Origin of the sequence: Streptomonospora salina (assembly GCF_014204715.1) — a bacterium.
Classification (GTDB): domain Bacteria; phylum Actinomycetota; class Actinomycetes; order Streptosporangiales; family Streptosporangiaceae; genus Streptomonospora; species Streptomonospora salina.
The window spans coordinates 281,983-308,837 of sequence record NZ_JACHLY010000002.1 but is presented as its reverse complement, the minus strand read 5'-3'; the positions used below and the strand labels follow the sequence as shown (position 1 = coordinate 308,837).

Annotated in this window: 23 protein-coding genes and 1 pseudogene; 17 read left to right on the top strand and 7 right to left on the bottom strand. The window is 72.9% G+C overall.

Annotation, left to right across the window (positions count from 1 at the left end; genetic code table 11):
• Positions 1-33 precede the first annotated feature (33 nt).
• Positions 34-783 carry a 4'-phosphopantetheinyl transferase family protein gene (locus HNR25_RS24325; protein ID WP_312862768.1) on the bottom strand — a complete coding sequence of 250 codons (750 nt, stop codon included), beginning with the start codon at positions 781-783 and terminating at the stop codon, positions 34-36.
• A gap of 197 nt (positions 784-980) precedes the next feature.
• On the opposite strand from HNR25_RS24325, the gene HNR25_RS24320 reads away from it, so the two are divergent.
• From HNR25_RS24320 to HNR25_RS24310, 3 genes are all read left to right on the top strand, one after another.
• Positions 981-1,151 carry a hypothetical protein gene (locus HNR25_RS24320; RefSeq protein ID WP_184640245.1) on the top strand — a complete coding sequence of 57 codons (171 nt, stop codon included), beginning with the start codon at positions 981-983 and terminating at the stop codon, positions 1,149-1,151.
• Positions 1,152-1,213: 62 nt separating this feature from the next.
• A complete protein-coding gene (locus HNR25_RS24315) occupies positions 1,214-2,020 on the top strand; it encodes a DeoR/GlpR family DNA-binding transcription regulator (protein ID WP_184640243.1) in 807 nt (268 codons plus the stop codon).
• 88 nt (positions 2,021-2,108) lie between these two features.
• Positions 2,109-2,891, top strand: coding sequence for a polyprenol monophosphomannose synthase (locus tag HNR25_RS24310; RefSeq protein WP_184640590.1), 783 nt, complete (start codon positions 2,109-2,111; stop codon positions 2,889-2,891).
• A 57-nt stretch (positions 2,892-2,948) separates the two neighbouring features.
• On the opposite strand, the gene HNR25_RS24305 is transcribed toward HNR25_RS24310, so the two are convergent.
• Positions 2,949-3,752 (bottom strand): FAD/NAD(P)-binding protein, encoded by an 804-nt coding sequence (locus HNR25_RS24305; RefSeq protein ID WP_184640241.1) that lies wholly within the window; start codon positions 3,750-3,752, stop codon positions 2,949-2,951.
• A 62-nt stretch (positions 3,753-3,814) separates the two neighbouring features.
• Here HNR25_RS24305 and HNR25_RS27185 point away from each other — a divergent pair.
• Positions 3,815-4,147, top strand: a pseudogene (locus tag HNR25_RS27185) (SDR family oxidoreductase); the annotation flags it as partial.
• Positions 4,148-4,400: 253 nt separating this feature from the next.
• Here HNR25_RS27185 and HNR25_RS24295 read toward each other — a convergent pair.
• Both HNR25_RS24295 and HNR25_RS24290 read right to left on the bottom strand, forming a co-directional pair.
• On the bottom strand, positions 4,401-6,911 hold the full coding sequence (locus HNR25_RS24295; protein WP_184640239.1) for an ABC transporter permease: 2,511 nt from the start codon (positions 6,909-6,911) through the stop codon (positions 4,401-4,403).
• Positions 6,912-6,917: 6 nt separating this feature from the next.
• On the bottom strand, positions 6,918-7,691 hold the full coding sequence (locus HNR25_RS24290; protein ID WP_184640237.1) for an ABC transporter ATP-binding protein: 774 nt from the start codon (positions 7,689-7,691) through the stop codon (positions 6,918-6,920).
• 361 nt (positions 7,692-8,052) lie between these two features.
• On the opposite strand from HNR25_RS24290, the gene HNR25_RS24285 reads away from it, so the two are divergent.
• The 6 genes from HNR25_RS24285 (at position 8,053) to HNR25_RS24260 (ending at position 16,153) form a co-directional block, all read left to right on the top strand.
• Positions 8,053-9,342, top strand: a complete 1,290-nt coding sequence (locus HNR25_RS24285; protein ID WP_184640235.1) for a sensor histidine kinase — start codon at positions 8,053-8,055, stop codon at positions 9,340-9,342.
• On the top strand, positions 9,339-9,986 hold the full coding sequence (locus tag HNR25_RS24280; protein WP_184640233.1) for a response regulator: 648 nt from the start codon (positions 9,339-9,341) through the stop codon (positions 9,984-9,986). The genes HNR25_RS24285 and HNR25_RS24280 overlap by 4 nt, the downstream gene beginning before the upstream one ends.
• 159 nt (positions 9,987-10,145) lie before the next feature.
• Positions 10,146-10,790 (top strand): TetR/AcrR family transcriptional regulator, encoded by a 645-nt coding sequence (locus HNR25_RS24275; protein WP_376767563.1) that lies wholly within the window; start codon positions 10,146-10,148, stop codon positions 10,788-10,790.
• Between the two features lie 174 nt (positions 10,791-10,964).
• On the top strand, positions 10,965-14,519 hold the full coding sequence (gene dnaE, locus HNR25_RS24270; RefSeq protein WP_184640231.1) for a DNA polymerase III subunit alpha: 3,555 nt from the start codon (positions 10,965-10,967) through the stop codon (positions 14,517-14,519).
• 238 nt (positions 14,520-14,757) lie between these two features.
• Positions 14,758-14,949 carry a universal stress protein gene (locus HNR25_RS27180; RefSeq protein ID WP_376767562.1) on the top strand — a complete coding sequence of 64 codons (192 nt, stop codon included), beginning with the start codon at positions 14,758-14,760 and terminating at the stop codon, positions 14,947-14,949.
• Between the two features lie 172 nt (positions 14,950-15,121).
• On the top strand, positions 15,122-16,153 hold the full coding sequence (locus tag HNR25_RS24260) for a phosphotransferase family protein (protein WP_184640226.1): 1,032 nt from the start codon (positions 15,122-15,124) through the stop codon (positions 16,151-16,153).
• On the opposite strand, the gene HNR25_RS24255 is transcribed toward HNR25_RS24260, so the two are convergent.
• Entirely contained in the window at positions 16,131-17,150 is a 1,020-nt protein-coding gene (locus HNR25_RS24255; protein WP_312862766.1) for a glutathione S-transferase family protein, read from the bottom strand. The genes HNR25_RS24260 and HNR25_RS24255 overlap by 23 nt on opposite strands.
• Positions 17,151-17,492: 342 nt before the next feature.
• On the opposite strand from HNR25_RS24255, the gene fabG reads away from it, so the two are divergent.
• The 3 genes from fabG to HNR25_RS24240 all read left to right on the top strand — a co-directional run bounded on the left by fabG (position 17,493) and on the right by HNR25_RS24240 (position 19,921).
• Positions 17,493-18,197 (top strand): 3-oxoacyl-[acyl-carrier-protein] reductase, encoded by a 705-nt coding sequence (gene fabG / locus HNR25_RS24250; protein ID WP_184640224.1) that lies wholly within the window; start codon positions 17,493-17,495, stop codon positions 18,195-18,197.
• An 82-nt stretch (positions 18,198-18,279) separates the two neighbouring features.
• Complete coding sequence (gene fabI / locus HNR25_RS24245) at positions 18,280-19,044, top strand: enoyl-ACP reductase FabI (protein ID WP_184640222.1); 765 nt, start codon at positions 18,280-18,282, stop codon at positions 19,042-19,044.
• 115 nt (positions 19,045-19,159) lie between these two features.
• Positions 19,160-19,921: an SDR family NAD(P)-dependent oxidoreductase gene (locus HNR25_RS24240; protein WP_184640585.1), complete on the top strand. Its 762-nt coding sequence runs from the start codon at positions 19,160-19,162 to the stop codon at positions 19,919-19,921.
• A 53-nt stretch (positions 19,922-19,974) separates the two neighbouring features.
• On the opposite strand, the gene HNR25_RS24235 is transcribed toward HNR25_RS24240, so the two are convergent.
• Both HNR25_RS24235 and HNR25_RS24230 read right to left on the bottom strand, forming a co-directional pair.
• Positions 19,975-21,834 carry a helix-hairpin-helix domain-containing protein gene (locus tag HNR25_RS24235; RefSeq protein ID WP_184640220.1) on the bottom strand — a complete coding sequence of 620 codons (1,860 nt, stop codon included), beginning with the start codon at positions 21,832-21,834 and terminating at the stop codon, positions 19,975-19,977.
• A 120-nt stretch (positions 21,835-21,954) separates the two neighbouring features.
• Entirely contained in the window at positions 21,955-22,914 is a 960-nt protein-coding gene (locus HNR25_RS24230) for an aldo/keto reductase (RefSeq protein WP_184640218.1), read from the bottom strand.
• A 388-nt stretch (positions 22,915-23,302) separates the two neighbouring features.
• On the opposite strand from HNR25_RS24230, the gene HNR25_RS24225 reads away from it, so the two are divergent.
• From HNR25_RS24225 to HNR25_RS24210, 4 genes are read left to right on the top strand one after another with little or no spacing between them, the layout of a single operon-like run.
• A complete protein-coding gene (locus tag HNR25_RS24225) occupies positions 23,303-24,481 on the top strand; it encodes an undecaprenyl-diphosphate phosphatase (protein WP_184640216.1) in 1,179 nt (392 codons plus the stop codon).
• Positions 24,482-24,506: 25 nt separating this feature from the next.
• On the top strand, positions 24,507-25,280 hold the full coding sequence (locus tag HNR25_RS24220; RefSeq protein WP_184640214.1) for an Rv2135c family putative phosphatase: 774 nt from the start codon (positions 24,507-24,509) through the stop codon (positions 25,278-25,280).
• Positions 25,281-25,304: 24 nt separating this feature from the next.
• Positions 25,305-25,886 carry an Rv2134c family protein gene (locus HNR25_RS24215; RefSeq protein WP_184640212.1) on the top strand — a complete coding sequence of 194 codons (582 nt, stop codon included), beginning with the start codon at positions 25,305-25,307 and terminating at the stop codon, positions 25,884-25,886.
• Between the two features lie 40 nt (positions 25,887-25,926).
• Positions 25,927-26,673: an Rv2133c family protein gene (locus HNR25_RS24210; protein WP_184640210.1), complete on the top strand. Its 747-nt coding sequence runs from the start codon at positions 25,927-25,929 to the stop codon at positions 26,671-26,673.
• Positions 26,674-26,855: the final 182 nt, after the last annotated feature.

Below are 26,855 nucleotides of genomic sequence, written 5' to 3'. Positions count from 1 at the left end.
GGTGCGGGCGGTGCGACCGGTCGGGGGCGGTGCTCAGCCGACGGTGCGGCGGGTCCCCAGCAGTTCGGCGGTGTCGCACACCTGCGCGTTCACCGGTCCGGCGCACAGCGCCGCCAGGGCGGCGCGGTAGCCGGGACCCGCGTCGAGGTCGGTGAGCCGCACCTGCACGGGCGCGTCGGCGGAGTCCCATTCGACCACCGCCGCGGGTTCGAAGGGGCCGCTGACGCCTACCGACCCCAGCCCGCCGGAGAGGCCGTCGCCGGTGGCTTTGAGCAGTGCCTCCTTGCGGGCCCAGTAGCCGAAGAAGCCCTCGGTGCGCCGCCCTTCGGGGAGCCGGTCCAGGTCGCCGCGCTCTCGCGGGCGCAGGCAGTAGTCGACCAGGCCGTCGGTGTCCCGGCCGGGCGCGATCTGCTCGACGTCGGCGCCCACGGGTGTGCCGTGGGTCAGCGCGAGCAGCACCCGGTCGCCGGAGTGGCTGATGGAGATCTCCCAGCCGGCGGCGGGTCCGGCGGGGAGGGGCTTGCCGTGCGGTTCGGGGCGCCGATCCCGGCGGTGCTCGCAGGAGCGGCAGCGCAGGGTGAAGGAGACCCGGTCGGGTTCGCACCCGGCCGCACGGGCCAGCGCCAGCCGGGCCAGCGCATGGGCGACCAGGTAGCGGTCGCGGTCGGCTGCGGCCCGGAAGCGTTCGCGGCGCTCGCGCTCGCCGGGGTCGAGCAGGCCGAGCAGCGCGGGGGAAGCGTCGTCCGGCGAGGCCCACCACAGCCGACACGTCAGCGCAGTCACCCGTCCATTCTGTCTCGTTCGCGCACCGAACGCACACCTGGCCGCTCCGTCGGCCGCATCCGGCCGCCGTGCGCGGCAAGCCGCCCCGCCGGGCAGGCATGGAAACGCCCGGAACCGGGAATCGACGGGGTGACCCCGCGGCGCGGGCGGTGCCTGAACCGCGGTGCGCGCCTCGGCCCGCTCGCATGGGAGGCCCCGTGTCCGTCATGGCGCTGTTCGGTATCGCGACGCTGGCCGTGCTCGGCCTGCTGGTCGCCGTCTTCGTCGCCGTCTTCGTCGTCCGCGGCCCCTCGGTGGAGGACGACGCCTCCGCCGACGACGCCACCATCGACGCGTCGTTCCACACCCACGGAGTGCACATGAGCTGACGCCGACGGCTCTATCATCGGTAAGCGCGGCCCCCCAGCCAGCACCGGAGATGGAGAGTCCCATGGCAGACGAGACCAGGCCGGCGTTCGCGGCCGAGCGCCGCGAGAGAATCCTGGAGCTGGTGCGGGCCAACGGCGCCATGGCTCTGCGCGAGATCGCCTCGCGCGTGCGCGCCTCGGAGGTCACCGTGCGCCGCGACGTGCGGGCCTTGGAGGCCGAGGGCCTCATCGACCGCCGGCGCGGCGGCGCCGCCCTGCCGGGGCGGCTCGGCTTCGAGCAGAGCTATACCCAGAAGAGCGGTCAGGCCGCGCCCGAGAAGCTCGCCATCGCGACCGCCGCCGCCCGCCTCGTCGAAGACGACGACGCGGTGGTGCTGGGCCCGGGCAGTACCACCGAGGCCCTGGCGCGCGAGCTCGTAGGCCGCCAGAACCTCACGGTGGTCACCAACTCCCTGCTGGTGGCCGAAGTGTTCGCCTCGGCTCCGGGCGTGGAGGTGGTGATGACCGGCGGCACTCTGCGCGGCCCGATACGGGCCCTGGTGGGAACCGCCGCCGAGCAGGCGCTGTCGGGACTGCGGGTGCGCCTGGCCTTCGTCTCGGGCAACGGAGTCACCGCCGAGCGCGGTCTGAGCACCCCCAATCCCGCGGTGGCCAGCGTCGACCGCGGGCTCGTGGCCTGCGCCCAGGAGGTCGTGGTGCTGGCCGACCACACCAAGGTCGGCGCCGACACCATGGTCCAGACCGTGGCGCCCGAGCACATCGCCCACATGATCACCGACAACCACGCCGACCCCGAGGTCCTGATGACTCTGGAGGACATGGGGACCCTGGTGCACGTGGCGGTGCTGGAGGTCGACCGGGGAGAATAGGGGCGCAGCGCCCGCCCGGTGGTGCCTGCGGCCGCATCCCCGTACGCTGCCCATGAGCACGAAGTTCCGCGGACCGTCTGGAGTGCCGATGCCGAGCCCGGTGACCCTGCCCGAACCGTGGGCGCGGTCGGCGGTCAGCGTCGTCGTGCCGACCTACAACGAGGCGGACAACCTGCCGGTGCTCGCGCGCGCGCTGCTCGAATCGCCGCTGCCCGAGCTGCGGCTGGTCGTCGTCGACGACGGTTCGCCCGACGGCACGGGCGAGATCGCCGAGGGGATCGCCGGCGACTACAACACGCCCGATCGCCGTCGTGTGACCGTTCTGCACCGCACCGCCAAGGAAGGGCTGGGGCGCGCCTACGTCGCCGGAATGACCCGCGCCCTCGACGACGGCGCCGAGTTCGTCGTGCAGATGGACGCCGACCTCAGCCACCCGCCGGGCTACATCCCCCAACTGCTGGGCACCATGCTCTCCACCGGCGCGGGCGTGGTCATCGGCAGCCGCTACGTGCCCGGGGGAAGCCTGTCGCAGGAGTGGAGCCCGCACCGGCGGCTGCTGAGCACCTGGGCCAACAGCTACGTCAAGGCGATCCTGGCGATGCCCGTCCGCGACGTCACCGCCGGCTTCAAGATCTGGCGGCGTGAGGCGCTGGAGGCCATGGACTTGGAAACCGTCGGCAGCAGCGGCTACAGCTTCCAGGTCGAGATGCACTACCGGGCCTTCAGCCGCGGCCGGAAGATGGTGGAGATCCCGATCCACTTCGAGGACCGCCGCGAAGGCGACAGCAAGATGGACCTGGCGGTGCAGTTGGAGTCGGCCCTGCGCCCCTTCCGCCTCAAGTCCGCCGAGCGCCGCGCCCGGCGCCGCTGAGCCGGCGCGCCCGGGGCTGTGCCCGGTCCGGCGCGCGCGACCGGCGGCCCGCACCGCTCAGCGCCGCCCCGGCGGAGTGCGCAGCACCGTGTCGGCGATGCGCTGCGCCATCGCCTCGGCCTGGTCGCGGATGCGCGGAACGGTGGCGTCCGCGGCGCCGCGGCGCACCGTCCCGACCGCGAACAGCCGGGCCGCTTCGCCCTGCGGTGTGGTCAGGGCGCCGCAGGAGCACACCGACAGGCCCGGGGCCTGCGCCTCCGGCGCCCCGCCTCCGACCGGGGGAGGTGCCGCTGCGGCGGGATCGCCCGTGGCCACGACGGCCGCCGCGGCCGCCACACCCGCGCCCGAGGCCAGGTGTACCTTCGCGCCGCCGTCGCGGTCGTCGGCGCCGACGCCCACGACCCGGTCGGTGCGGGTGTGCAGTGATGCGTACGGGGAGGCCCAGTCCGCCGTCGCCGCCAGCGTTTCGGCGAGGTAGTCGCCGTAGACGCGGCGCGGCAGCAGCGTGTCGGGCCCGCAGGCCGCCGATGCGGGCGCGGTGGTGCTGAGGGCCGGTGCGGCGCCGGACGTCCGCCGCCGGGAGGAGGAGCGGGCGCGGGCCCACTCCAACAGGTGGCAGGGCCGGTCGGGCAGTGCCGACATGTGCTTGACGGGGACCTCCAGCAGGCAGTCGTCGCCCGCGCCTCCGTAGGGCCGCCCGCGTGCGAACCGCCCGTAGTCGTCGATCAGCACGATGCGGTAGGCCAGGCGCAGCCACGTGGTGGCGCGCAGCAGTGCGATCGCGGCGAGGGCCGCCCCCGCTCCGCCGCCCGCGAACACGATGGCCGGCCCGCCGCCGTCGTCGGCCGCAGCATCTCCCATGACCCCGACTCTAGAACCTCGCACCGCCGCCGCGAAGGGGTTCGCCGGCGGGCTGGGGACGCCTGGACAACGTCGTCGTCAACGCCGGATTCTCCCTGCCGGGCACGGTCGCCGACCACCCGCCCGAGGACATGCGCTCCATGGTGCTGACCAACGTCCTCGGTCCGGCCCTCGTCACGCAGGCTGTGCTGCCCCACCTGAAAGAGACCCGGGGCAGGCTCGTCGTCGTCGGCTCGGTCGCCGGGGTGAAGAACACGCCCGGAAACCTGTATTCGGCGACCAAATGGGCCGTGCACGCTCTGGCGGAGAACACCCGCCTCCTCGCCGCCGGCGACGGAGTCGGCGTCACCCTCGTCGCCCCGGGGATGGTCGACACCCCGTTCTGGGACAACCGCGGGGGACGCCCCGACACGCCCTACCATGACCGCCGGGCAGATCGCCGACTGCATCCTGTTCGCTGTGGAGCAGCCGGAAGGCATGGACATCAACCACCTGCGGATGCGCCCCACCGGACAGGTCGACTGAGCCGTCCACGCCGTACCGGCCCGCGCGCCGCCGCACGGCTGCGCCGGCGGCGGGCGGGCCCGCTCGGCCCGCCCGCCGCACTACGGGGCGCTGCACACGCGGCCCCCGGCCTGTCGCCCGCGCCTACTCGCTGGCCATCGCCGCGGTGATGGAGGTGCGCGCCGCCTGCCGCGACGGCAGTACCGACGCCAGCAGGCCGGCCGCGACCGCGGCTGCGAGGAACGCGCCGATCTGGCCGACAGGCAGCGAGAACAGCGGGTCGTCGAACATCACCGCCACCGACGCCCAGCCGAAGACCGCACCCAGCCCGACGCCCACCGCAGCGCCGATCACACACAGCAGCACGGCCTCCCACACCAGCATCACCCGCAGTTGGGCGCGCTTCAGGCCCAGCGCCCGCAGCATCGCCGACTCGCGGGTGCGTTCCAGTACCGACAGCGCCAGCGTGTTGGCGATACCGAACACCGCGATCACCACCGCCAGGCCCAGCATCGCCACGATCGCCAGGAAGGCCGTGTTCAGCATCTCCTCGTACTGCCGGCGACTGTCGGCCACCGACTGCACCTGCAGTGTGGGGTGGCCCTCCACGGCCGAGTAGACGGCGTCGTGCAGCCGCTCGGAGTCGGCCCCGTCGGTGGCGGTGACCCTGAGGGAGTTGTCGGTGCCGACGCTGGGGAAGGCCTCGGCGAAGTCCGCGGGCGCCATGATCACGCTCCAGGCCGTCTGCGCCTCGTCGACCACGGCCGCCACCTCGTAGGAGCGCTCGCCGTCCTCGGTGTCCAACCGGAGCGTGTCGCCGACGCCTTCCGAGGCGAACTCGTCGTGCACCGCGACCGTGCCCGGCCCGACGTCGGCGAGGTCGCCGGAGGCTGCCTCGGCGTCGACGGCATCGGCCACGTCGGCGCCCAGGAAGGTGGTGAAGTAGGCGAAGTGGTCCGGGGACTCCCGGATCTTTCTGCGCTCGGCCACCACCGTGTCGATTTCGGGCTGCTCGCGCAGGTCGCGGGCCACCTCGGGATCGACGCCCGTGGAGTCCTCCTCCAGGGCGATCTGGGCGTGGATCCGGTAGTCCATCGGGAACTGCTCGTCGAGCCGGGCGTCGGTGGTGCTCATCATCGACGCGTTGACCACCGCGTAGCCGGTGATCAGGGTGGCGCCCACCGTCAGCGCGATCATGGCGGTGGCGGCCCGCTTCGGGTTGCGCCGCGCGTTGTCGGCGGCCAGCGCACTGGACACGCCCAGCGCTCGCATCAGGGGCGCGACCGCCGCCACCGCCACCCGCACCACCAGCGGGCTCCAGGCGACGACGCCGGCGAACGCGACCACGCCGCCGCCGGCGACCAGCATCAGCGCCTGGTCGGAATCGTCGATGGACAGGGCCAGGGCGACGGTACCCGCCGCGGCCGCCAGCAGGAGGGTGCCGACGGCGATGCGCACGACACCGAAGTTCTTGGCCAGCCCGGAGGCGACGTCGCTGGTGCGCAGCGCCGCCAGCGGCGGCACGAAGGTGGCGCGGCGCGCCGGCATCAGCGCCGCGGACAGGGTCGTCGCGGTGCCCACGGCCAGCCCGATCAGCACCGTTTGCGGAGTGACGACCGCGGTGGCGCCGCTCGCGTCGGCGGCGATCGCATCGGAGCCCACCGCATAGCCCGCGACGCCCAGACCGATTCCGGCCAGTACCCCCACCGCGGAGGCGAGCACGCCTACGACCAGCGCCTCGGCCACCACGCTGGTGAACACCTGCCGGCGCACGGCGCCGACGCAGCGCAGCAGCGCCATCTCCCGCTGGCGCTGGGCCACCAGGATGGCGAAGGTGTTGTGGATGACGATGGCCGCCACGACGACCGAGATCAGCGCGAACAGCAGCAGGCCCATGGCCAGGACGTCGGCCTGGGTGCCCGCATCCGAAGCGAGGCGCTCGCCCAGCTTCTTCCCGGTGAGCACTTCGGCGTGGTCTCCCGCCACCGCCTCGACCGCATCGGCGGCCTCCTGGGCGCTGACGCCCTCCGCGGCGATCGCGTCGATCTCGGCGAGGCCGTCGGTGCCGGTCATCTGCGCGGCCGTGGCCGGAGCGAAGGCGACGGCGCCGCGGTAGGAGATCTCGTCGGAGATCCCGAAGTCGATCAGCCCGGTGACGGTGAAGGAGTGCTTTTCGCCGTCGGCGTCGAGCACCTGCGCGGTGTCGCCGACCTCGTAGCCGGCGTTGTCGGCGGTCGTGGTGGCCAGGGCCGCCTCCTCCGGACCCTCGGGCAGGTCCCCCTCGGCTGCCGAGTAGCGGGTGACCTCGCCCACCGACAGCCCGAGTGTGGGAGTGGTGCCCACCGCGCGCCCGTCCGGGTCCAGCAGCGGGGCGGCCGCTCGCGTGACCCCGGCGGCCCGGTCGATCTCGGGCAGGTCGCGGACCTCGGCGAGCACGTCGCGGGCGATCTCGCCCTCCGGCCCGCGCTCCTCGGCCATGGCGACGGCGTCCATCTTCCCCGCCGATCCCATGACCTGGCTGGCGAAGCTCTCCCGCAGCGTGTCGGAGAACACCAGGGTGCCCGAGACGAACATGACGCCCAGGGCGACGGCGAGTGCCGTGGTGACGAGCCGGCCTTTGTGCAGGCGCAGGCCGGCGAGTGTGGTGCGCAGCATGGCGGCTCAGGACTCCAACTTCACCAGGTGGTCGAGCACGGTCTCGGAGGTGGGTTCGTGGACCTCGTCCACCAGCCGCCCGTCGCGCAGGAACACGACCCGGTCGGCGTAGGCGGCGGCGACCGGGTCGTGGGTGACCATGATGACCGTCTGGCCCAGATCGCGCGCGGAGTCGCGCAGGAAGCCCAGCACTTCCGCCCCGGAACGGGAGTCGAGGTTGCCGGTGGGCTCGTCGGCGTAGACGACCTCGGGATCGCCCAGCAGCGCCCGGGCCACCGCGACCCGCTGCTGCTGGCCGCCCGACAGCGCCGAGGGCAGGTGGCTGAGCCGGTCGCCCAGCCCCACGACGTCGACGATGCGCTTGAATCGGGCCGGATCGTGCTTGCGCTTGGCGATGCGGCCGGGAAGCAGGATGTTCTGCTCGGCGGTCAGCATCGGCAGCAGGTTGAACGACTGGAAGATGAACCCGATGCGGTCGCGGCGCAGCAGCGTGAGCTGCTTGTCGCGTAGCCGCGTGAGCTCGGTTCGGCCCAGGTGCACCGTTCCCGACGTCACGGTGTCGAGGCCGGCCAGGCAGTGCATGAGGGTGGACTTGCCGGAGCCCGAAGGCCCCATGATCGCGGTGAACGCGCCGCGGTCGAAGGAGACGCTGACGCCGTCCAAGGCGTGGACCGCCGAGTCGGCGCGTCCGTAGACTTTGACGAGGTCGCGGGCGTCGACCACGGGAGGGGCGTCGGTCGGGTCGGATGCGGGGGCGGTCTCGGCCGCGCTCTGGCTCACGTCGTGCTTCTCCGGATCAGATTCGGGGGCTGTGCATGGCGGCGCGGCGCCGGGAAAGCCTCCGCGGCGCCGCCCACGACGACGCTACAGCCGCCGCGGACCGCGATCCCTCCACCGCAGGTCCCAGATGCACCGGCGGGAACGGGCGACTTTCCGCCGCGGACCCCCGCACATCGATCCCGGTCGGCACCGACTTCGGTCGGACCGGTCCGGGGACGGTGCCGCCCGCCGCCGGGGCGGCAAGCGCCGGGGCGGCGGCGCTGACCGGGGCGGTCGCATCCGGTCCGACTTTCGTCGGGGCAGGGCGGTGTCGCAGGTCGCCCGGAGTGCGGAGGCTTCGCGCGGCATAGACTGGCCGACCATGGCACAGGACGGGGTGACACTACCGGGGGGTGCGAGCGCCCAGCGGCAGCAGCCGCGGTGGGCCCGCTGGTGGGCGCGCAGGCACCGCATCGCCGATTGGCTGCTGGCCGTGGCCTTCCTGCCCTGGACCGCCCTCATGCTGGTGGGCGACCCGCACGGTCTGCTCGGCCTGCCCGCCATGGCGGTGTCCGCCGTCGCCGCTCTGATCGGCGACGCAGCGGGCGTCTTCCTGGGCCTCCATGCCGGGTGGGGTGCGCTGACGCTTGGCGCGGCGGTCTCGACCGTCGTGCTCTTCCGCCGCACGCGGCCCCGGCTCATGTTCGGGGCGGCGACGGTCACGCTGCTGTGTTACGGCGACATCGGTATGGCCGCCCTGGCCATGTTCACCTACGCGGCCTGGTACGACGACCGGCGGCGGCTGGGCCTGTGGTCCGCATGGCTGACGCTGTGCACCCTGGCCGTCTACACGGTCGGCGGACCCATGACCGCACCGGCGGCCTCCACCATGCTCATCATGTTCTACGGCCTGCCGCTGGCCGTGGGCCTGTGGATCGGCACCCGCCGCGTACTCATCGCCAACCTGCGCGAGCGTGCCGAACGCCTGGAGCGCGAGCAGCACCTGCTGGCCGACCAGGCGATCTCCGCCGAGCGCACCCGCATCGCCCGGGAGATGCACGACGTCGTCGCCCACCGGGTCAGTCTGATGGTGCTGCACGCGGGCGGTCTGGAGGTCTCCGCGCCCGACGGGCGCACCGCCGAGAGCGCCGCCCTGATCCGCAACACCGGCCGCGACGCGCTGGCCGAGTTGCGTGAGATCCTCGGTGTGCTGCGCGACAACCCCGAGTCGAGCGCGCCGACCGCGCCCCAGCCGGTGCTGTCCGACCTGTTCCGGCTCGTCGGCGAGTGGCGTTCGGCCGGGATGCCGGTCCGGGAGAGCGCGACCGGGACCCCGGTCACGTTGTCGGCGCAGACCGAACGCACCGCCTACCGCATCGTCCAGGAGGCGCTGACCAACGCGGCCAAGCACGCGCCCGACGCCGATGTGCGGGTGCACCTGGACCATCGCCCCGACACGCTGGAGATCACCGTGGAGAACTCCCCCTCGCCCGCCGCGGCCGCCGCACCTCCGCCCAGTAGCGGGTACGGGCTGGCGGGACTGCGCGAACGGGTCAACCTGGCCGGAGGCAGCCTGCGCACCGGGCCGCGGCTGGACGGCGGGTGGCGGGTCACCGCCGTGCTGCCGCTGACCCCGGACGGGCTCGGCGAGGGGCGGGGGGCCGGGCAGTGATCCGCACGATCCTGGTCGACGACGAGCAGCTCGTGCGGTCGGGTCTGCGGATGATCCTCGACAGCGCCGAGGACGTCGACGTCGTCGGCGAGGCCGAAGACGGCGACGCGGGCGTGGAGCTGGCCGCACGCCTGGAACCCGACGTGGTCCTGCTGGACATCCGCATGCCCGGGGCCGACGGGCTGACCGCCGCGGCGTCCGTGGCGCAGCTGCCGCGCCCGCCCAAGGTGGTGCTGCTGACGACCTTCGACCTGGACGAGTACGTCCACCGCGCGCTGCGCGCCGGAGCGGTGGGATTCCTGCTCAAAGACACCCCGCCGCGCGACCTCGTCGGCGCGGTGCGCACCGTCGAGGAGGGCAACGCGATGCTGGCGCCCAGCATCACCAAGCGCATGCTGGAGCGCTTCACGGTCTCGGCGTCGGACACCGCCGCCGAGGCCGCCCGCAGGCTTCAGGTGCTCAGCGACCGCGAGCGCGACGTGCTCGTCGCCGTCGCCGGCGGCATGTCCAACGCCGAGGCGGGCCGCAGCCTCGGCATGCGCGAGGCGACGGTCAAAGCCCACGTCAGCAGCATCCTGGCCAAACTCGGCATGGGAAACCGGGTGCAGGCGGCCATCCTCGCCCACGACGCCGGGTGGGCCTGAGCCCGGCCCGGCACCGCGCCGCCGCGGCCGGTACCGGGTCCGGATCCGCGCCGCCGCCCCGGGGGCGTCTATTGTGTGGTGGAGCCCGCCCGCAGGCCCAGCGGGAACCGCGGGCGCAAGCGCAAGCAAGGTTTCCGCTGTCGTAAGAGAGGTCGTGCCGTGGCCGTTCGCACCCACGGGGGTACGGGGACGTCGGACGTGGCCCCCGCTGATTCCGCCGAGTCCTCGGTCCCGCGGCGGCTGCTCGCCGTGGCGACCCGCATGTTCGCCGAGAAGGGCTTCGACCGCACCTCGGTACAGGAGATCGTCGACGCGGCCGAGGTCACCAAGGGGGCGATGTACCACTACTTCGACTCCAAGGACGACCTGCTCGCCGAGATCTACACCCGGGTGCTGCGCCTGCAGATGTCGCGGTTGGCCGATATCGCCCGCCGGGAGCTGCCGGTGGCCGAGCGCGTCGAGCGCGCCGCCGCCGACGTGGTGGTCAGCACCATCGAGAACCTCGACGACGCGACGATCTCCTTCCGGTCGCTGCACATGCTGCGCCCGGAGAAGCAGCGCGAGGTGCGCGACGAGCGCCGCCGCTACCACGAGCTGTTCCGGTCGCTGGTCACCGAGGGCCAAGGGCAGGGCGTCTTCACCGACCGGGTCCCCGCCGACATCGTCGTCGACTTCTACTTCGGCAGCGTGCACCACCTCAGCACCTGGTACCACCCCGAGGGTGCGCTGAGTCCCCAGGAGATCGGCGCGTACTACGCCCGCCTCCTCCTCGACGCGCTGCGCCCGGCCCCCGCCGCCGGCTGACCGCGCCGCCGGCTGACCGCGCCGGGCGGAACCCCGCCCGGTCGGCGCGGCGCCCGAAGCCGGCCGCGTGTCCACAGGCGGGGTTTTCCTGTGGTGGCCGCGGGTGTGACGGGACTAGTCTCAGGTGGCACGTGAACCGCCCAGTCCTGTCATCGCTAAGAGGTTCGAACCACCGTGGCTGACCCCTTCGTCCACCTGCACGTCCACACCGAGTACTCGATGCTGGACGGCGCTGCCAAACTCAAACCGCTGTTCGCCGAAGCCGCCCGGCTGCAGATGCCCGCCGTCGCCATGACCGACCACGGCAACATGTTCGGCGCCTACGAGTTCTGGGAGCAGTCCAAAGGCTCGGGGGTCAAGCCGATCATCGGCATCGAGGCCTACGTGGCGCCGGAGTCGCGGTTCCACAAGAAGCGCGTGCGCTGGGGCCGCGGCGACGCCAACGAGAACACCGAGGGCGGCAAGGACATCTCCGGCGGCGGCCGCTACCTGCACATGACCATGTGGGCGCGCAACGCCGCCGGCCTGCGCAACCTGTTCCGCATGTCCTCGTTGGCCAGCATCGAGGGCTACTACGGCAAGCCGCGCATGGACCTGGAGCTGATGAGCCGCCACGCCGAAGGTGTGATGGTCTCCACCGGCTGCCCCTCCGGCGGCGTGCAGACCCGCCTGCGGCTCGGCCAGGAGAAGGAGGCCGTCGAGTACGCCGCCAAGCTCCAGGACATCTTCGGCAAGGACAGCGTGTTCCTGGAGCTGATGGACCACGGCATCAGCATCGAACGCGACGTGCGCGACGGCCTGCTGCGGGTCGGCCGCGAACTGAACCTGCCGCCGCTGGTGACCAACGACTCCCACTACGTCACCCAGGACCAGGCCCAGGACCACGACGCGCTGCTGGCGGTGGGGGTGGGCAAGAACCTCGACGACCCCGCCCGGTTCCGGTTCAACGGCGACGGCTACTACCTCAAGTCCGCCGAAGAGATGGGCTCCCTGGTCAGTCTGGACGAATGGGCCCAGGGCTGCCGCAACACGATGCTGATCGCCGACAGCGTCGAGGAGGGCGCCTACGACGAGGTCTTCGCGCACCGCGACCTCATGCCCAAATTCAGCGTCCCCGAGGGCGAGAGCCAGGCGTCGTGGCTGCGCAGCGAGATCGACCGCCTCACGCCCACCCGCTACCCCGACGGCGCCGACCGGGCCGTGCAGGAGCGTGTCGACCACGAGCTCGGCATCATCAACGGGATGGGCTTTCCCGCCTACTTCCTGGTGGTCTCCGACATCTGCCAGTACGCCCGCAAGCACGGCATCGCGCTGGGTCCGGGCCGCGGCTCGGCCGCCGGGTCGATGGTGGCCTACGTGCTCGGCATCACCGATCTCGACCCGCTGGAGCACGGGCTGCTGTTCGAGCGGTTCCTCAACCCCGAACGCGTCACCATGCCCGACATCGACCTGGACTTCGACGAGCGCCGGCGCGGCGAGATGATCGACTACGTCACCGACCTCTACGGCGACGAGCGCGTCGCCCAGATCCTCACCTTCGGCACCATCAAGGCCAAGGCCGCCGTCAAGGACTCCACCCGCATCCACGGCCTGCCCTACGCCCTGGGCGACCAGGTCACCAAGGCGTTCCCGCCGCCGGTGGGCGGCAAAGAGATCGAGCTGTCCGAGGTCGAGGACGAGTCGTCCGAGCGCTACGCCGAAGCGGTCGAGCTGCGCACGTTGATGGAGAAGGACCCGCAGGTCAAGAAGGTGATGGAGACCGCGCGGGGCATCGAGGGCCTCACCCGCGGCACCGGCGTGCACGCCGCCGGGGTCATCCTCTCCGCGGAAGAGCTGCTGGACGTGGTCCCGCTGCACAAGCGCGACACCGACGGCGCCATCATCACCGGGTTCCCCTTCCCGCAGTGCGAGGAGATGGGCCTGCTGAAGATGGACTTCCTGGGCCTGCGCAACCTCACGATCATCGACGACGCGATCCACAACGTGAAGTCCAACGAGGGCGTCGACATCGACTGGTCCCGAGCCGGCGTGGTCGACCCCAAGACCTACGAGCTGCTGGCCCGCGGCGACACCCTGGGCGTGTTCCAGCTCGACGGCACCGCCATGCGGGCCCTGCTGCGGCGCATGCAGCCCAAGCAGTTCTCCGACATCGTGGCCGTCAACGCCCTGTACCGGCCCGGCCCGATGGCGGCCAACGCCCACAACGACTACGCCGACCGGTCGAACGGGCGCCAGGAGATCACCTCGATCCATTCCGAGCTCTACGACGCCCTCGACCCGATCCTCTCCGAGACCTACCACGTGCTGGTCTATCAGGAGCAGATCATGGCCATCGCCCAGGAGATGGCCGGCTATTCGCTGGGCGGCGCCGACCTGATGCGCCGCGCCATGGGCAAGAAGAAGAAGGAGGCGCTGGAGAAGGAGTACACCAAGTTCAACGCCGGCATGCTGGAACGCGGGTTCTCCCAGGAGGCCATCGACACCCTCTGGGAGGTCATGCTCCCGTTCTCCGGATACGCGTTCAACAAGTCCCACGCGGCCGGCTACGCGATCCTCTCCTACCGCACCGCCTACCTCAAGGCCAACCATCCCGCCTCCTACATGGCGGCGCTGCTGACCTCCGTCAGCGGCGACAAGGACAAGATGGCGGTCTATCTCGCCGAGTGCCGCAAGATGGGCATCCGGGTGCTGCCGCCCGACGTGAACGAATCCGGCTTGCGCTTCTCCGCGGTCGGGGCCGACATCCGCTTCGGCCTGGGCGCGGTGCGCAACGTCGGCGGCAACGTCGTCGAATCCATCATGAACACCCGCAAGGCCAAGGGCGGATTCACCTCCTTCGTGGATTTCGTCTCCAAGATCGAGCTGGCCGCCTGCAACAAGCGCGTGGTGGAGTCGCTGGTCAAGGCCGGGGCCTTCGACAGCTTCGGCCAGCCCCGCATGGACCTGTTCAACCACCACGAGCACGCCGTCGACGCGATGATCTCGTCCAAGAAGCAGGAGGCCCACGGCCAGTTCGACCTGTTCGGCGCCGGCGACGAGGCCGAGTCCGCGCCGATCGGGCTCGACATCAACTGGTCGGACCAGGAGTGGGACCGCAAGACCAAGCTCGCGTTCGAGCGCGAGATGCTGGGCCTCTACGTCTCCAGCCACCCCCTCGCCGGCGCAGAGCGCATCCTCGCCCGCTCCAGCGACGTCTCCATCCTCGACATCAACAACGGCGAGCGCCGCGACCGCTCCGAGGTGCAGGTCGCCGGGCTGATCTCGGCGGTGGAGCGCCGGGTCAGCAAACAGTCGGGCAATCCCTGGGCCAAGGTCACCATCGAGGACCTCGACGCCAGTATCGACCTGCTGTTCTTCGCCGAGTCCTACACGCTCTACTCGGAGGTGCTGGTCGAGGACACCGCCGTGTCGGTCAAGGGCCGGGTCAAGGAGCGCGAAGGCGAGTACTCCATCCAGGCCTTCGAGCTGACCCCGCTGGACATCACCCACGTCTCCGAGGGCCCGCCCCCGATGCTGCTCACCGTGCAGGAGCAGCGGCTGACCGCCGATCTGGTCGACGAGCTCAAGCACGTCCTCAAGGCCCACCGCGGGGAGACCCCGTTGACCGTCCGCGTCGATCACCCGGTCACGTCGCGGGTCTACGACATCCCGGGCTATCCGGTGCGTGTGGGCCCCGAGCTCGCCGGCGACCTGAAGTCGCTGCTGGGCGCCGAGGCGGTCACCTACTAGGCACCGTTGTGCCGCGACCGCCGAAGCGGGGCGGACGGCTCGGCCCGCCCGCCCGTCCTCCTTCGGGGGCACGGCACGCTGCTATCTCCGTCTATCGGGAGTCCGCGCCGGTCGCCGCCTTCCCCGGTTTCCCCGAGAAGGGGCGCGACCGGCGCGATTCCTCCGCCGCAGAGCGGCAGGCCCGGGCGGCGCTGGAGGACGGGCCGGGTGCCTGGACCTGGACACCGGCGACATCGAGGTGAACCGGGGCGTTTTCACCGGCGCCACCCCCGTGCGTACCCTGATCGAGCGCTCGATCCGGTACGACCTGATATGCGTCGGGTCGTGCAGGACGGGCGCGTTCCGCGATCTGCGGCCCAGCGTGGTCAGCGAACCGGTGGCGCGCCGGGCGCACTGCTCGGTGCTGATCTCGCGCGGCCCCGGGGCCTGAAACCCTCCGGCCGCCCGCGCAGGGCGCCGTCCGGGGCACGCTCCGCCTGGATACCGACCAGATGGTATGTTGATTCCCGGTTGAGGCGACAGCAGGCCGCCGACCCGCGGCTCCCCGCCGGTGCGCAGGGGTCTCGTGCCGAGCGGCCCGAATGCAGAGCGTGGGAGAACGCATGGGCGAGACGGGCGTGACGAATCCGCCGGGACTGGACCTGCAGCGGTTGGGCGAGTACCTGGAAGAGCAGCGCCCCGGCATGCTCGCCGGGCCGCTCTCCGGCGAGGTCATCGCCGGCGGGCGCTCCAACCTCACCTACACCGTCACCGACGGGCGCGGGCGCTGGGTCGTGCGCCGGCCCCCGCTGGGCCACGTGCTGCCCACCGCCCACGACATGGGCCGCGAGCACCGCGTGATCAGCGCGCTGGCCGACACCCCCGTCCCGGTGCCCTACACCGTGCTGCTGTGCGAGGACACCGAGGTCATCGGCGCCCCCTTCTACGCGATGGAGCACGTCGAGGGCGTGCCCTACCGCAGCGCCGAGCAGCTGGACGCGCTGGGCGCCGCCCGCACCAGCGGCATCGCCGCGTCGATGATCGACACCCTGGTGGATCTGCACGCGGTCGACCCTGCAGCCGTGGGGCTCGCCGACTTCGGCAAGCCCGAAGGATTCCTGGAGCGGCAGCTGCGCCGCTGGAAGAAGCAGCTGGAAGCCTCCCGCAGCCGCGAGATTCCGGGGATCGACCGGCTGCACGAGCGGCTCAGCGCCCGGATCCCGGCTTCGCCCGCGCCCGCCGTCATCCACGGCGACTACCGCTTGGACAACCTCCTCGTGAGTGCCGACGACGAGATCACGGCGGTGCTGGACTGGGAGATGTCCACGCTGGGCGACCCGCTGACCGACCTCGCGCTGATCATCACCTACAGCAGCGCCGCCATGGTCGGCAGCAGCACCGTCAGCAACGCCCACACCGCCGAGGGCTACCCCGACGCCGACGAGATCATCACCCGCTACGCCCGGCGGTCGGGGCGCGACGTCTCGGCCCTGGACTGGTATGTGGGCCTGGCGTTCTTCAAGCTCGCCGTCATCCTGGAAGGCATCCACTACCGCCACGCCCAGGGCAAGACGGTCGGCGAGGACTTCGAGGGGATCGGCGCCGTGGTGCCCGGACTGGTCGACGGCGGCCTCAAGTACCTCGACGGGGCCTGAGCACGGGCGCCTGAGGTCCGGCCGTGCTCAGCCGGGCCCGGTCGTGGGGCGCGTCGACGTCCACCAGCGGCCCCGCCGGGACGATGCGCTTGGGATTGAGCGCACCGTGGGTGACGTAGTAGTGGCGCCGGATATGGTCGAAGTCGGTCGACGCGCGGAAGGCCGGAAGCGAATACAGGTCGCGGGTGTAGCCCCACAGGTTCGGGTAGTCCGTCAACCGCCGGATGTTGGCTTTGAAGTGCGTGTGGTAGACGGGGTCGAACCGCACCAGGGTCACCCACAGCCGCACGTCGGCCTCGGTGACGTGGTCGCCGGTGAGGAACCTCCGGTCGGCCAGCCGCTCCTCCAGGGCGTCCAGCTCCGCGAACAGCTCGTGCACGGCCGTGTCGTAGGCCTGCTGCGTCGGCGCGAACCCGCAGCGGTAGACGCCGTTGTTCACGGCGGGGTAGATGCGTTCGCCGAGCGCGTCGATCTCCTCGCGCAGGTCCGCGGGGCGGAGCTCGACGTCGTCGCCGGCCCAGGCGTTGAAGCACGCGTTGAGGTCGACGGTGATGTCGGGGAAGTTGTTGCTGACGATGCGCCGCGTGGCGGTGTCCCACAGCACCGGGACCGAGATGTGGCCGTCGTAACCGGGTTCGGTGGCCGCATAGGCCTCGCGCAGCAGTGTGAACCCGCCCACGGTATCGGGGCCGTGGCCGGAGCCGTCGCGGAAGGCCCAGCCGCGCCCGTCGCGGACGGGATCGACGATGCCCGCCGAGACCGCGTCCTCCAGGCCCTTGAGCTTGCGGACGATCAGGCTGCGCGTGGCCCACGGGCAGGCGTAGGAGGCGTAGAGGTGGTAGCGCCCGGCCTCGGCCGGGAACTCCGGACCGCCGATACGGCCCCGGAACGGGTAGGCGGGGCGCTGGAAAGCCGCGCCCGTGGGCTTGGTCATCCGCTCCCCGTAGTCACCGTGGATCGCGAAGTCGGCGGGTGTGGCGACGATGGCGGTGGGCACTGGAAGCCTCCCGGTGACGGCTCCGCCCGGCGCTGCCGCTCGGGCGCCTATCCCCTGCCTATCCCGGGCCCGCGTCGGCGCCACGCTGACGCGCCGCCGCGGCCTGCATCGGCGCCCCGGCCGCCGGGTCCCTGCGGAACGCCGCCCCGGTGCGGGCGCCGTGCGGGCCGGGCGCGGCGCCGTGCCGCGCCTCCGGCCGGCGGCGGGTGGGAGAGTGGCCCCGCACGTCGCAGCGGGAGCGTCGGCGGTCTCGGTTCCACGTACCGCCCGGTAGCTCGGTACGCTGCTTCCGGTTCTTTCCATGGTCGCGACGGCGCCGTGCGGCGCGCTAAGGAGCACAGAATGTCCCGATCGGCATTGGTCACCGGCGGCAACCGCGGAATCGGCCGGGCCATCGCCGGCGAGCTGTCCGCCGCCGGAGACCAGGTCGCGGTGACCTACCGCTCCGGCGAACCTCCCGAGGGGCTGCTGGGAGTCAACTGCGACATCACCGACACCGCCCAGGTCGACGCCGCCTTCAAACGGGTCGAGGACGAGCAGGGGCCGGTCGAGGTGCTGGTGGCCAACGCCGGCGTCAGCAAGGACAACCTGCTGGCCATGATGAGCGAAGAAGACTTCTCCTCGGTGCTGGACACCAACCTGACCGGCGCCTTCCGCGTCGCCAAGCGCGCTGCGCGCGGCATGATCCGCCGCCGCGGCGGCCGCATCGTGCTGATCTCCTCGGTGGTGGGCCTGATGGGATCCGGCGGCCAGGCCAACTACGCCGCCTCCAAGGCGGGCCTGGTCGGCTTCGCCCGCTCGCTGGCCCGCGAACTCGGCTCGCGCGGGATCACCGTCAACGTCGTCGCCCCCGGCTTCGTCGAGACCGACATGACCGCCGAGCTGCCCGAGCAGCGCCAAGCCGAGATCAAGAAGAACGTGCCGCTCGGCCGTTTCGGCGACGCCGAGGAGATCGCCGCGGCCGTGCGCTTTTTGGCCGGCGAGGAGGCAGGCTACATCACCGGCGCCGTCATCCCCGTCGACGGCGGCCTGGGTATGGGCCACTGACACCGCGGCGCCATCGCCCGCGCCCCCCGCGAAGGCGCCCTCGCTTCATTACCGACGAACCAAGAACAGGACGGCACATTCCATGGGAATCCTCGAGGGCAAGCGCATCCTCGTCACCGGGGTGATCACCGACAGCTCGATCGCCTTCCACGTCGCCCGCATGTGCCAGGAGCAGGGGGCCACCGTCGTCCTCACCGGCTACGGCCGGCTCTCCCTGGTGGAGCGGATCACCCAGCGCCTGCCCGAGGCGCCGCCGGTGCTGGAGCTCGACGTCACCGACGACGACCACCTCGCCAGCCTCGCCGAACGCGTCGGCGAGCACGTCGACGGCATCGACGGCATCGTGCACTCCATCGGCTTCACACCGGCGGAGGCGCTGGGCGGGAACTTCCTCAACACCTCCTGGCAGGACGTCGCCACCGCGATGCACACCTCCACCTTTTCGCTGAAGTCGCTGACGACGGCGCTGCTGCCGCTGATGAAGGACGGCGGATCCGTCGTCGCCATGGACTTCGACAACGCCGTCACCTACCCCGTCTACGACTGGATGGGCGTGGCCAAGGCCGGGCTGGCCTCCACGGCCCGCTACCTCGCCCGCTACCTCGGCGACCAGGACATCCGCGTCAACCTCGTCTCCGCCGGTCCGCTGCGCACCATGGCCGCGCGCAGCATCCCCGGCTTCGACGAACTGGCCGACGCCTGGCCCCAGCGCGCGCCCCTGGGCTGGGACACCTCCGACCCCGAGCCGGCCGCGCGCGCCGTCGTCGCGCTGCTGTCGGACTGGTTTCCCGCCACGACCGGCGAAACCGTGCACGTCGACGGGGGATTCCACTCCACCGGCGCGTAGACTTCCCTTCGCCGAACCACGCGGACGCGGGCGCCCCTCCAGCTGCACGGGGGCGCCCGCGTTCGCGTCCGGCGGGTCGGGACAGCCACGCATGCAACGAGAGGGGACCGCCACCATGGACCTGGGACTGCACGGCGCGCGCGTCGTCGTCACCGGCGCCAGCCGGGGGATCGGCCGGGCCATCGCCCAGACCTTCGCAGAAGAGGGCGCCGCGCTGGCGATCTGCGCGCGCTCGGCCGAACCGCTGGAGCGCGCCGCCCGGCAGCTGCGCGCGGTCGCCCCCACCGTGGTGGAGCAGGCGCTCGACGTCTCCGACACCGAGGCGCTGAGCGGCTTCCTGGAGTCCTCCGCCGAGCGGCTGGGCGGCATCGACGTCCTGGTCTCCAACGTCTCCGGCGGCAGCGCGGCCACCGCCGACCAGTGGGAGCGCGGCTTCGCCACCGACGTCCTGCCGTTCGTGCGCATGGTCGAAGACGCCTGCCCGTACCTGGAGGCGTCCGAACGCGGCGGATCCGTCGTGCTGATCTCCAGCACCTCGGCGCTGCACACCACCGCGCCCTCCGGCCCCAAGGCCTACAGCGCGGTCAAAGCCGCCCTCAACCAGCATGCCGCCGCGCTGGGCCGCTCCCTGCCGGCGCGGGGGATCCGGGTGAACACCGTCTCGCCCGGCCCCATCGAGTTCGAAGGCGGCGGTTGGGCGCGGCGCCGGGGATCCGACCCCGACTTCTACGCCGCCGTCCGCGACCGCATCCCCGTCGGCCGGCTCGGCCGCCCCGAGGAGGTCGCCCGCGCCGTCGCGTTCCTCGCCGGCCCCGCGGCCTCCTATGTCACCGGGACCAATCTGGTCGTCGACGGCGGATTCGTCGACCGGGTCTGACCGTCGCCGGCGGCGTCTCCCGCGGGCGACGCCGCCGGCGACGGCCCGGAGGCTCAGCCCTCGCGCAGGACCTGGACCAGGCGGGTGGTGCGCTCCAGTGCGGCGTTGTCCCGCACTCCCTGCGCCAGGGCCGGGCCGGCCGCCTGCACCACCGACAGGTGGCGCCGCGCCGTCGTCAGCGCCGTGTAGACCTGAGGGCGCGACACCCGGGTCTCGGGCGGGAACACCGCGACCACCGCGGGCCAGCGCCCACCGTGCGCCGCGGCCACGGTCACGGCCCACCCGGGCCGCAGGTGCGCGGAGTCGCCCACCGGGCACAGCTCCCCGCCGGGCAGCTCCACCGCGAGCGCGGCGTCGGCGCCGCCCGTCGCGCCGCCCCCGCCTTCGCCGCCCGCATCGGCGCGCAGGTAGCCGACGTCGCCGGCGGCATAGCCCGGGCCGTCGGCCACCAGCAGCACGCGGTCGCCGGCGTCCATGCCGCTGTAGGCGCCCGGACCGGGATTGAAGCGCTCCTTGCACGCCGCGTTCAGGGCGTCGGCGCCCGCCTCGCCGCCGCGCACGGCGGTGACGATCTGCACCTGCTCGGGTGGGATCTCCAGGGCGCGCGGGATCGAGTCGGTGATCAACTGCACCGCGCGGTGGGCGGCCGCCGACGCGGAGTCGGCGGGGACGAAGACCACTTCGCGCCCGGGCGAGCCGACCTCCTCGGGATCGCCGTCGGCGACCCGGGCCGCAGTGCGGGCGAGCGGGCCCGCATCGGCGTCTTCCGGAAGTGCGGCCACGTGCACGGTGCGGGAGGCCAGCAGGTCTGCGACGACGCTGCCGGGCGCCGCCGAAGGCGCCTGCGCCGGGTCGGCCAGCAGCACCAGGTGGGTGCCGTCGGCGCAGGCACCGACCAGGGCGGCGGCGTGCTCGACGTCCAGCCACATAGCGCCGGCGACCACGACGAGTCCGGCGTCGAGCGGGTTGCCGGCGCCGCGGTCGCGTACACCGGGCGCGCGGGTCTCCAGCAGCGCGGCCAGCGGTACGGCCCGCACGCCGGGGTCGACGCCGAGTCCGGCGAGCGCCTCGTCGAGTTCCGCGGCGGCCTGGGCCGTGGGGGCCGCTAGCGCCATCCCGGTGTCGCTGTCGGCGGCGACGGCGGCGGCGCAGGCGACGGTGTGCGCGATCGCCGTGCCGGCGCCGGCGCCGTGCGTGAGTACGCAGATCCCGCGCAGCGCGACGGTCACCAGCGCCGCGGCGGTGCGCGGATCGACCGCGGCGCCCATGCGCTCGGCGACGGCCTCGACGGTCTCGGAAGCCGTAGCGGAGTCCATGATCGGCTCACTGGCGGAGCTGAGCCGGTTGAGGCCCTCGCCGAGGGCCTGTTCGCCCCGGCCCAGGCGCGCCGGCGCATACCAGCGGTCGGGGTCGGGCATCTCTCCCGGGTCGCCGTCGAAGTCTTCGGGTTCGTCGGGTTCGTCGAACATCTCGAAGAGCACGGCGTCGCCGCCGTCCAGCGCCGCGGTGAGCGCGGCGTCGACCGAGCGCACTCCCGCCGATCGCAGCTCGGAGGCCAGGCGCCGCTCCTCCAGCGCCGTGTGCCCCTCGCGCGCCGCACGGTGCAGCCGGTGGGCCGCCAGCGCCCGGCCGCGGCGGGGGTCGTCGGGGGAGGCGTCGTCGCCCAGCGCGCGCCGGGCGCAGTAGTCGGCCTGTTCGGGGGTCACCCCGCCGACGGCCAGCAGCCGCCACGGGTCGGCGGACAGCTCGGCTGCGGCGCCCGGTCCCAGGGCCGCCACCAGCGGCCCGGCCAGTGCGGCCGGCGCACCGATCCGCTCCAGCGCCGCGCGCGCCCGGTCGGCGGCGTCCCCGCCGCTCGCTGCGGCCTCCTGCGGCGGCCCCGGCGGGATCTCGGACCCGGACGTGGCGGACATGGCGGCAGATCCTCTCCGACGGCGTTCTACGTCCCTGCGGAGCCTAGCGAGTGCCGCCGACTCCCGGGCGCGCTCGTCCACAGGCCGCCGCTTCCGACCGGCCGTCTCCCCCTCGGCGGTCTAGGGAGCCGGGGCCGAGGAGGCGTCGTCCAGGGCGTCGCGGATCTCGCGCGGCAGCTCGACGCTCTCCAGCGCCAGGATCTCCTCCAGTTGGGCCGTCGTCCGCGGTCCCACGACCGCGGCGGCCACGCCCGCGCGGTCGCGGACCCAGCTCAGCGCGACGGCCAGCGGCGAGACCCCCAGGCCCTCGGCGGCCGTGCAGACCGACTCGACGATGCGCCTGCTGCGCTCGTCCAGGTAGGGCTCGACGTAGGCGGCCATGTGGGCGCGGGCGGCCCGCGATTCGCCGGGGACGCCGCTGCGGTACTGGGCGCTGAGCACACCGCGGCCCAGCGGCGACCACGCGATCAGCCCGGCGCCGAGGTCGCCGAGGGCCGGCAGCAGGTCGCGCTCGGGCGCGCGGTTGAGCAGGGAGTATTCACAGCCGGCCGTCACGATCGGGGCGGCGGCGTGGCGGGTGGCCGCCCGCTGCCAGGCGGCGTAGGTGGCGAACTGCCAGGCGGCGAAATCGCCGGTGCCCGCATAGCGGACCTTGCCCGCGCGCTCGGCCGCCTCCAGGGCCGCCAGCGTCTCTTCCACGGGGGTGTCGGGATCGCGCACGTGCAGCTGCCACAGGTCGATGTGGTCGGTGCGCAGCCGGCGCAGCGACGCGTCCAGCGCCGCGAGCAGGTGCCGGCGCGACAGATCGCACGGGCGGAACCCCTGCGGCGTGTGCCCCGACTTGGTGGCGATGATCACATCGTCGCGCCGCACGACGCCGCTCACCAGCCGCCCGACGATGCGCTCGCTCTGGCCTCCGCCGTAGATGTCGGCTGTGTCGATCAGCGTTCCGCCGGCGTCCACGAACGCGGTGAGCTGGTCGGCGGCATCTTCTTCCTGGGTGTCCTTTCCCCAGGTCATCGTGCCCAGGGCCGTGCGCGAGACCCAGAGCCCCGATCCGCCCGCCTGTCGCTGTTCCATGGCGCGGAGATTACCCGGTGCCGCCGTCGCGTTCGCTGGACCGCACCGCGCGGCCTCCAGGTCACGCAAAGTCATTGCGGTGCCGCGAGGGCGGACGGGGCGGACGCGCCTGCGGAGGCGGCTGCGGCCCGCCGCAGCGGGGCGGTGGCGCCGCCCGGATTCCGTGACACCGGCGATCCCAGTAAGCTGCCGTGGTCCGCCCCCGCACGCGGCGCGGAGCGCCCCGTCCGCCCCCGATCGGAGAAGGCGCCGCTCCCGCCTGCCACAGCGTGCGGGAGCCCGGCCGTGCCTGCGCTCCCACGACCGGCGCGGCAATCGCCCCCCGGCCCCGGAGCCCGGGCACTGGAGCCCCACGCACCCGACCGAAGACCCAGGAGCCGAGCCCGCCGTGTCCATAGTCGAGGCCATCATCCTTGGCGTCATCCAAGGACTGACCGAATTCCTGCCGATCTCCTCCAGCGGCCACCTGCGCGTGGTGTCCGCCTTCCTCGGCTGGCCCGATCCGGGAGCCGCCTTCACCGCGGTCAGCCAGATCGGCACCGAGCTCGCCGTACTGCTCTACTTCCGCAAGCGCATCTGGCTGATCCTGTCCACGTGGACGCGGTCGCTGTTGGACCGCGAGCTCCGCTCGGACATGAACGCCCGGATGGGCTGGTACGTCATCGTCGGCACCATCCCGATCGGCGTGCTGGGCCTGGCGCTGGAGGAGCAGATCGACAGCCTCTTCCGCGACCTGCGGCTGATCGCGCTGACCCTGATCGTCTTCGGCGTCTTCCTGGGCATGGCCGACCTCTATATGCGCAAGCACCGCACCCTGGTCGATCTGACCATGGGCCGCGGCCTGGTCTACGGGCTGTTCCAGACCCTGGCGCTGATCCCCGGCGTCTCGCGCTCGGGCGCCACCATCACCGGCGGTCGGCTGCTGGGCTTCAAGCGCGCCGACGCCGCCGAGTACGCCTTCCTGCTGGCCATGCCGGCCGTATTCGCCTCGGGCTTCTACAAGCTCACCGATATCGGCGACAACGAGTACGCCGGCTGGACCGCCGCCCTCGTGGGCACGGCGGTGGCCTTCGTCATCGGCTACGTCGTCATCGCCTGGCTGATGCGCTTCATCACCACGCACAGCTTCATGCCCTTCGTCTACTACCGCTGCGCGCTGGGCCTGCTCATCCTGACGCTGGTCAGCTTCAACGTGATCGCCCCCGACGGAGGCGAAGCCGGCGCCGAGACGCCGCCGCCGAGCTCGCAGGGAGAGCAGAACCGCGACGAGGGCGAAGGCGAGGACGCCGGAGAAGGCGAGGACACCGGCGAAAGCCGGGACGAGGCCACGCCGCCTCCCGACTCGCCGAGCGGCGAACCCTCCGCCACGTCCGAGGCCGGCACCGACCCGGTCACGGGCTGGCCGATCGACCCCGGAACCGGCCTGGCCCAAGACCCCGAGACGGGGCAGTACCGCGACCCCGACACCGGCGAGAACGTCCGGATCGACCCGGAGACCGGACTGCCGATCGATCCCTACACCGGACAGCCCTACGACCCGCAGGCCGACACGGCCGCCGGGCAGTAGGCGCGCAGCCGATAGGGTGGCGCCGATGGGCACTACGCAGCACAGCCCCGGGAGCGGGGAAAGCGACGAACGGCCGGAGCCCGACCCCGTCGCGACCCTGCTTCTGGTACGGCACGGACTCACCGCGTCCACCGGCGCCACCCTGACCGGGCGCAGCCCCGGCGTACACCTCGACGAGCGGGGCCGCGCCCAAGCCGACGGCCTCGCGCGCAGACTGGGCGGCCTCGACCTGGACGCCGTGGTCTCCAGCCCGCTGGAGCGCTGCCAGGAGACCGCGGGGGCGATCGCCGCGGCCGCCGGACGCGAGGTGACCACCGACGAGCGGTTCGTCGAGGTCGACTACGGCTCCTGGACCGGCCGCAGGCTCGGCGACCTCGCCGGCGAGCCGCTGTGGCGCACCGTCCAGGCGCACCCGAGCGCGGCCCGGTTCCCCGACGGCGAGAGCTTGAGCGCGATGTCGGCGCGCGCCGTAGCCGCCGTGCGGGAGTGGAACGACCGGCTCACCGCGGGCGCGGCCGGTCCCGTCTACGTGGTGTGCAGCCACGGCGACGTCATCAAGGCGATCACGGCCGATGCGCTCGGCCTGCACCTGGACCAGTTCCAGCGCGTCCAAGCCGACCCCTGCTCGCTGACGGCGGTGCGCTACACCAGCGTGCGGCCCTTCGTGGTGCGGCTCAACGACGTCGGCGGCTCCGTGGAGGGCCTGGTGCCGGCGCCCGACCAGACGCCCGGCGACGCCGCAGTGGGCGGCGGCGCGGGCGGTGCCGAGCCCGCAGCCGCCGGCGAATCGCACGCCTGACCACGATCCTCTAGGGTTCATTGCATGTCCGTGTTCGAGTACGACCCTCCGGAGCGCTTCGTCGCCGGAACGGTAGGCCAGCCCGGGGAGCGCACCTTCTTCCTGCAGGCCGCCGGCGGCGGCCGCGTCACCAGCGCCGTAGTGGAGAAAGCCCAGGTATCAGCGCTGGCAGAGCGCATCGAGGAACTGCTGGAGGAGGTGCGCCAGCGCTTCGGCGATCCGCTGGAGTCCGGCGGATCCGCCGACCAGGACGACGGCCCGCTGGAGCAGCCCATCGACGAGGACTTCCGGGTGGGCACGCTCGCCCTGGCCTGGGACGCCGAATCCTCGCGGGTCATCATCGAGGCCCAGCAGATCGACGAGTCCGACGCCGAGTCCGAGGACGAGGGAGGCAACGAGGCACCCGCGGTCTTCGCCGACGACGTCCCCGCAGGGCGCGACGTGCTGCGCGTGCACCTGACGGCCGCGGCCGCGCGCGCCTTCGCGGGCCGCGCGATGAAGGTCGTGGCGGCCGGGCGGCCCGACTGCCCGCTGTGCGGCCGGCCGCTCGACCCCGAAGGCCACATCTGCCCGCGCCAGAACGGGTACAAGCCCGGCGGAATGTGAGTCCGGGCCGAGCAAGCGGGACCGCTAGAGGACAGGGGCCATGACCGCGTCGTTCGAGGGGCTGTCGACCAGCGCCGCCCTGGAGCTGCTGAGCGTCGGCGAGCTGACGCCGACGGGCCGGCTGACCGAGGCGTCCAACGCGACGCTGTACTGCACGGTGGCCGCGCCCGGCGGCGCCGAGGCCGGCTGCGTCTACAAGCCGGTCGCGGGGGAGCGTCCGCTGTGGGACTTCCCCGAGGGGACCCTCGCCGGCCGCGAGCTGTCGGCGTTCGCGGTCTCCGACGCACTGGGCTGGGACGTCGTGCCGCCCACGGTCCACCGCGACGGCCCCTTCGGCGAGGGCATGGTCCAGCTGTGGATCGACGGCGACACCGGCGTCGACCTCGTCGACCTCGCCCGCGACACCCGCCACGCGGGACTGCGGCGCATGGCCGTCCTCGACGCGGTGATCAACAACTCCGACCGCAAGGTCGGGCACCTGCTGCCCACGCCGTCCGGCCACCTCTACGGCTGCGACCACGGCGTCTCCTTCGCCGAGGACTACAAGCTGCGCACCGTGCTGTGGCAGTGGCAGGGCGAGCCGCTCACCGGCGAGGCCCTGGAGGGGCTCGCGCAGCTGGAGGAGCGGCTGCGCGACCCCGACAGCCCGGTGGCCGCGGAGCTGCGGCGCCACCTCACCGGACCGGAAGGCTACGCGGTGCTGCGCCGTGTCCGGTTGCTGCTCCACCACCGCGTGCACCCCTACCCCTCGCCCGACTGGCCGGCCGTCCCCTGGCCGCCGGTCTAGGGCCGCGCGCCCAGAGCTCCGCCGAGCGCGAGGTCGTTACCGGCGCAGGTGCCGGAGAACGGTGAGAATCCCGAGGTCGTTTCCGGCGGCCCCGGAGCGACGGGCGCACGGGGCCGCCCGCCGTGGAACACCCCGCCGTCCGGGAGCGTTGGATCCGTGTGCGGATCCTCCCGGGCCCGCGG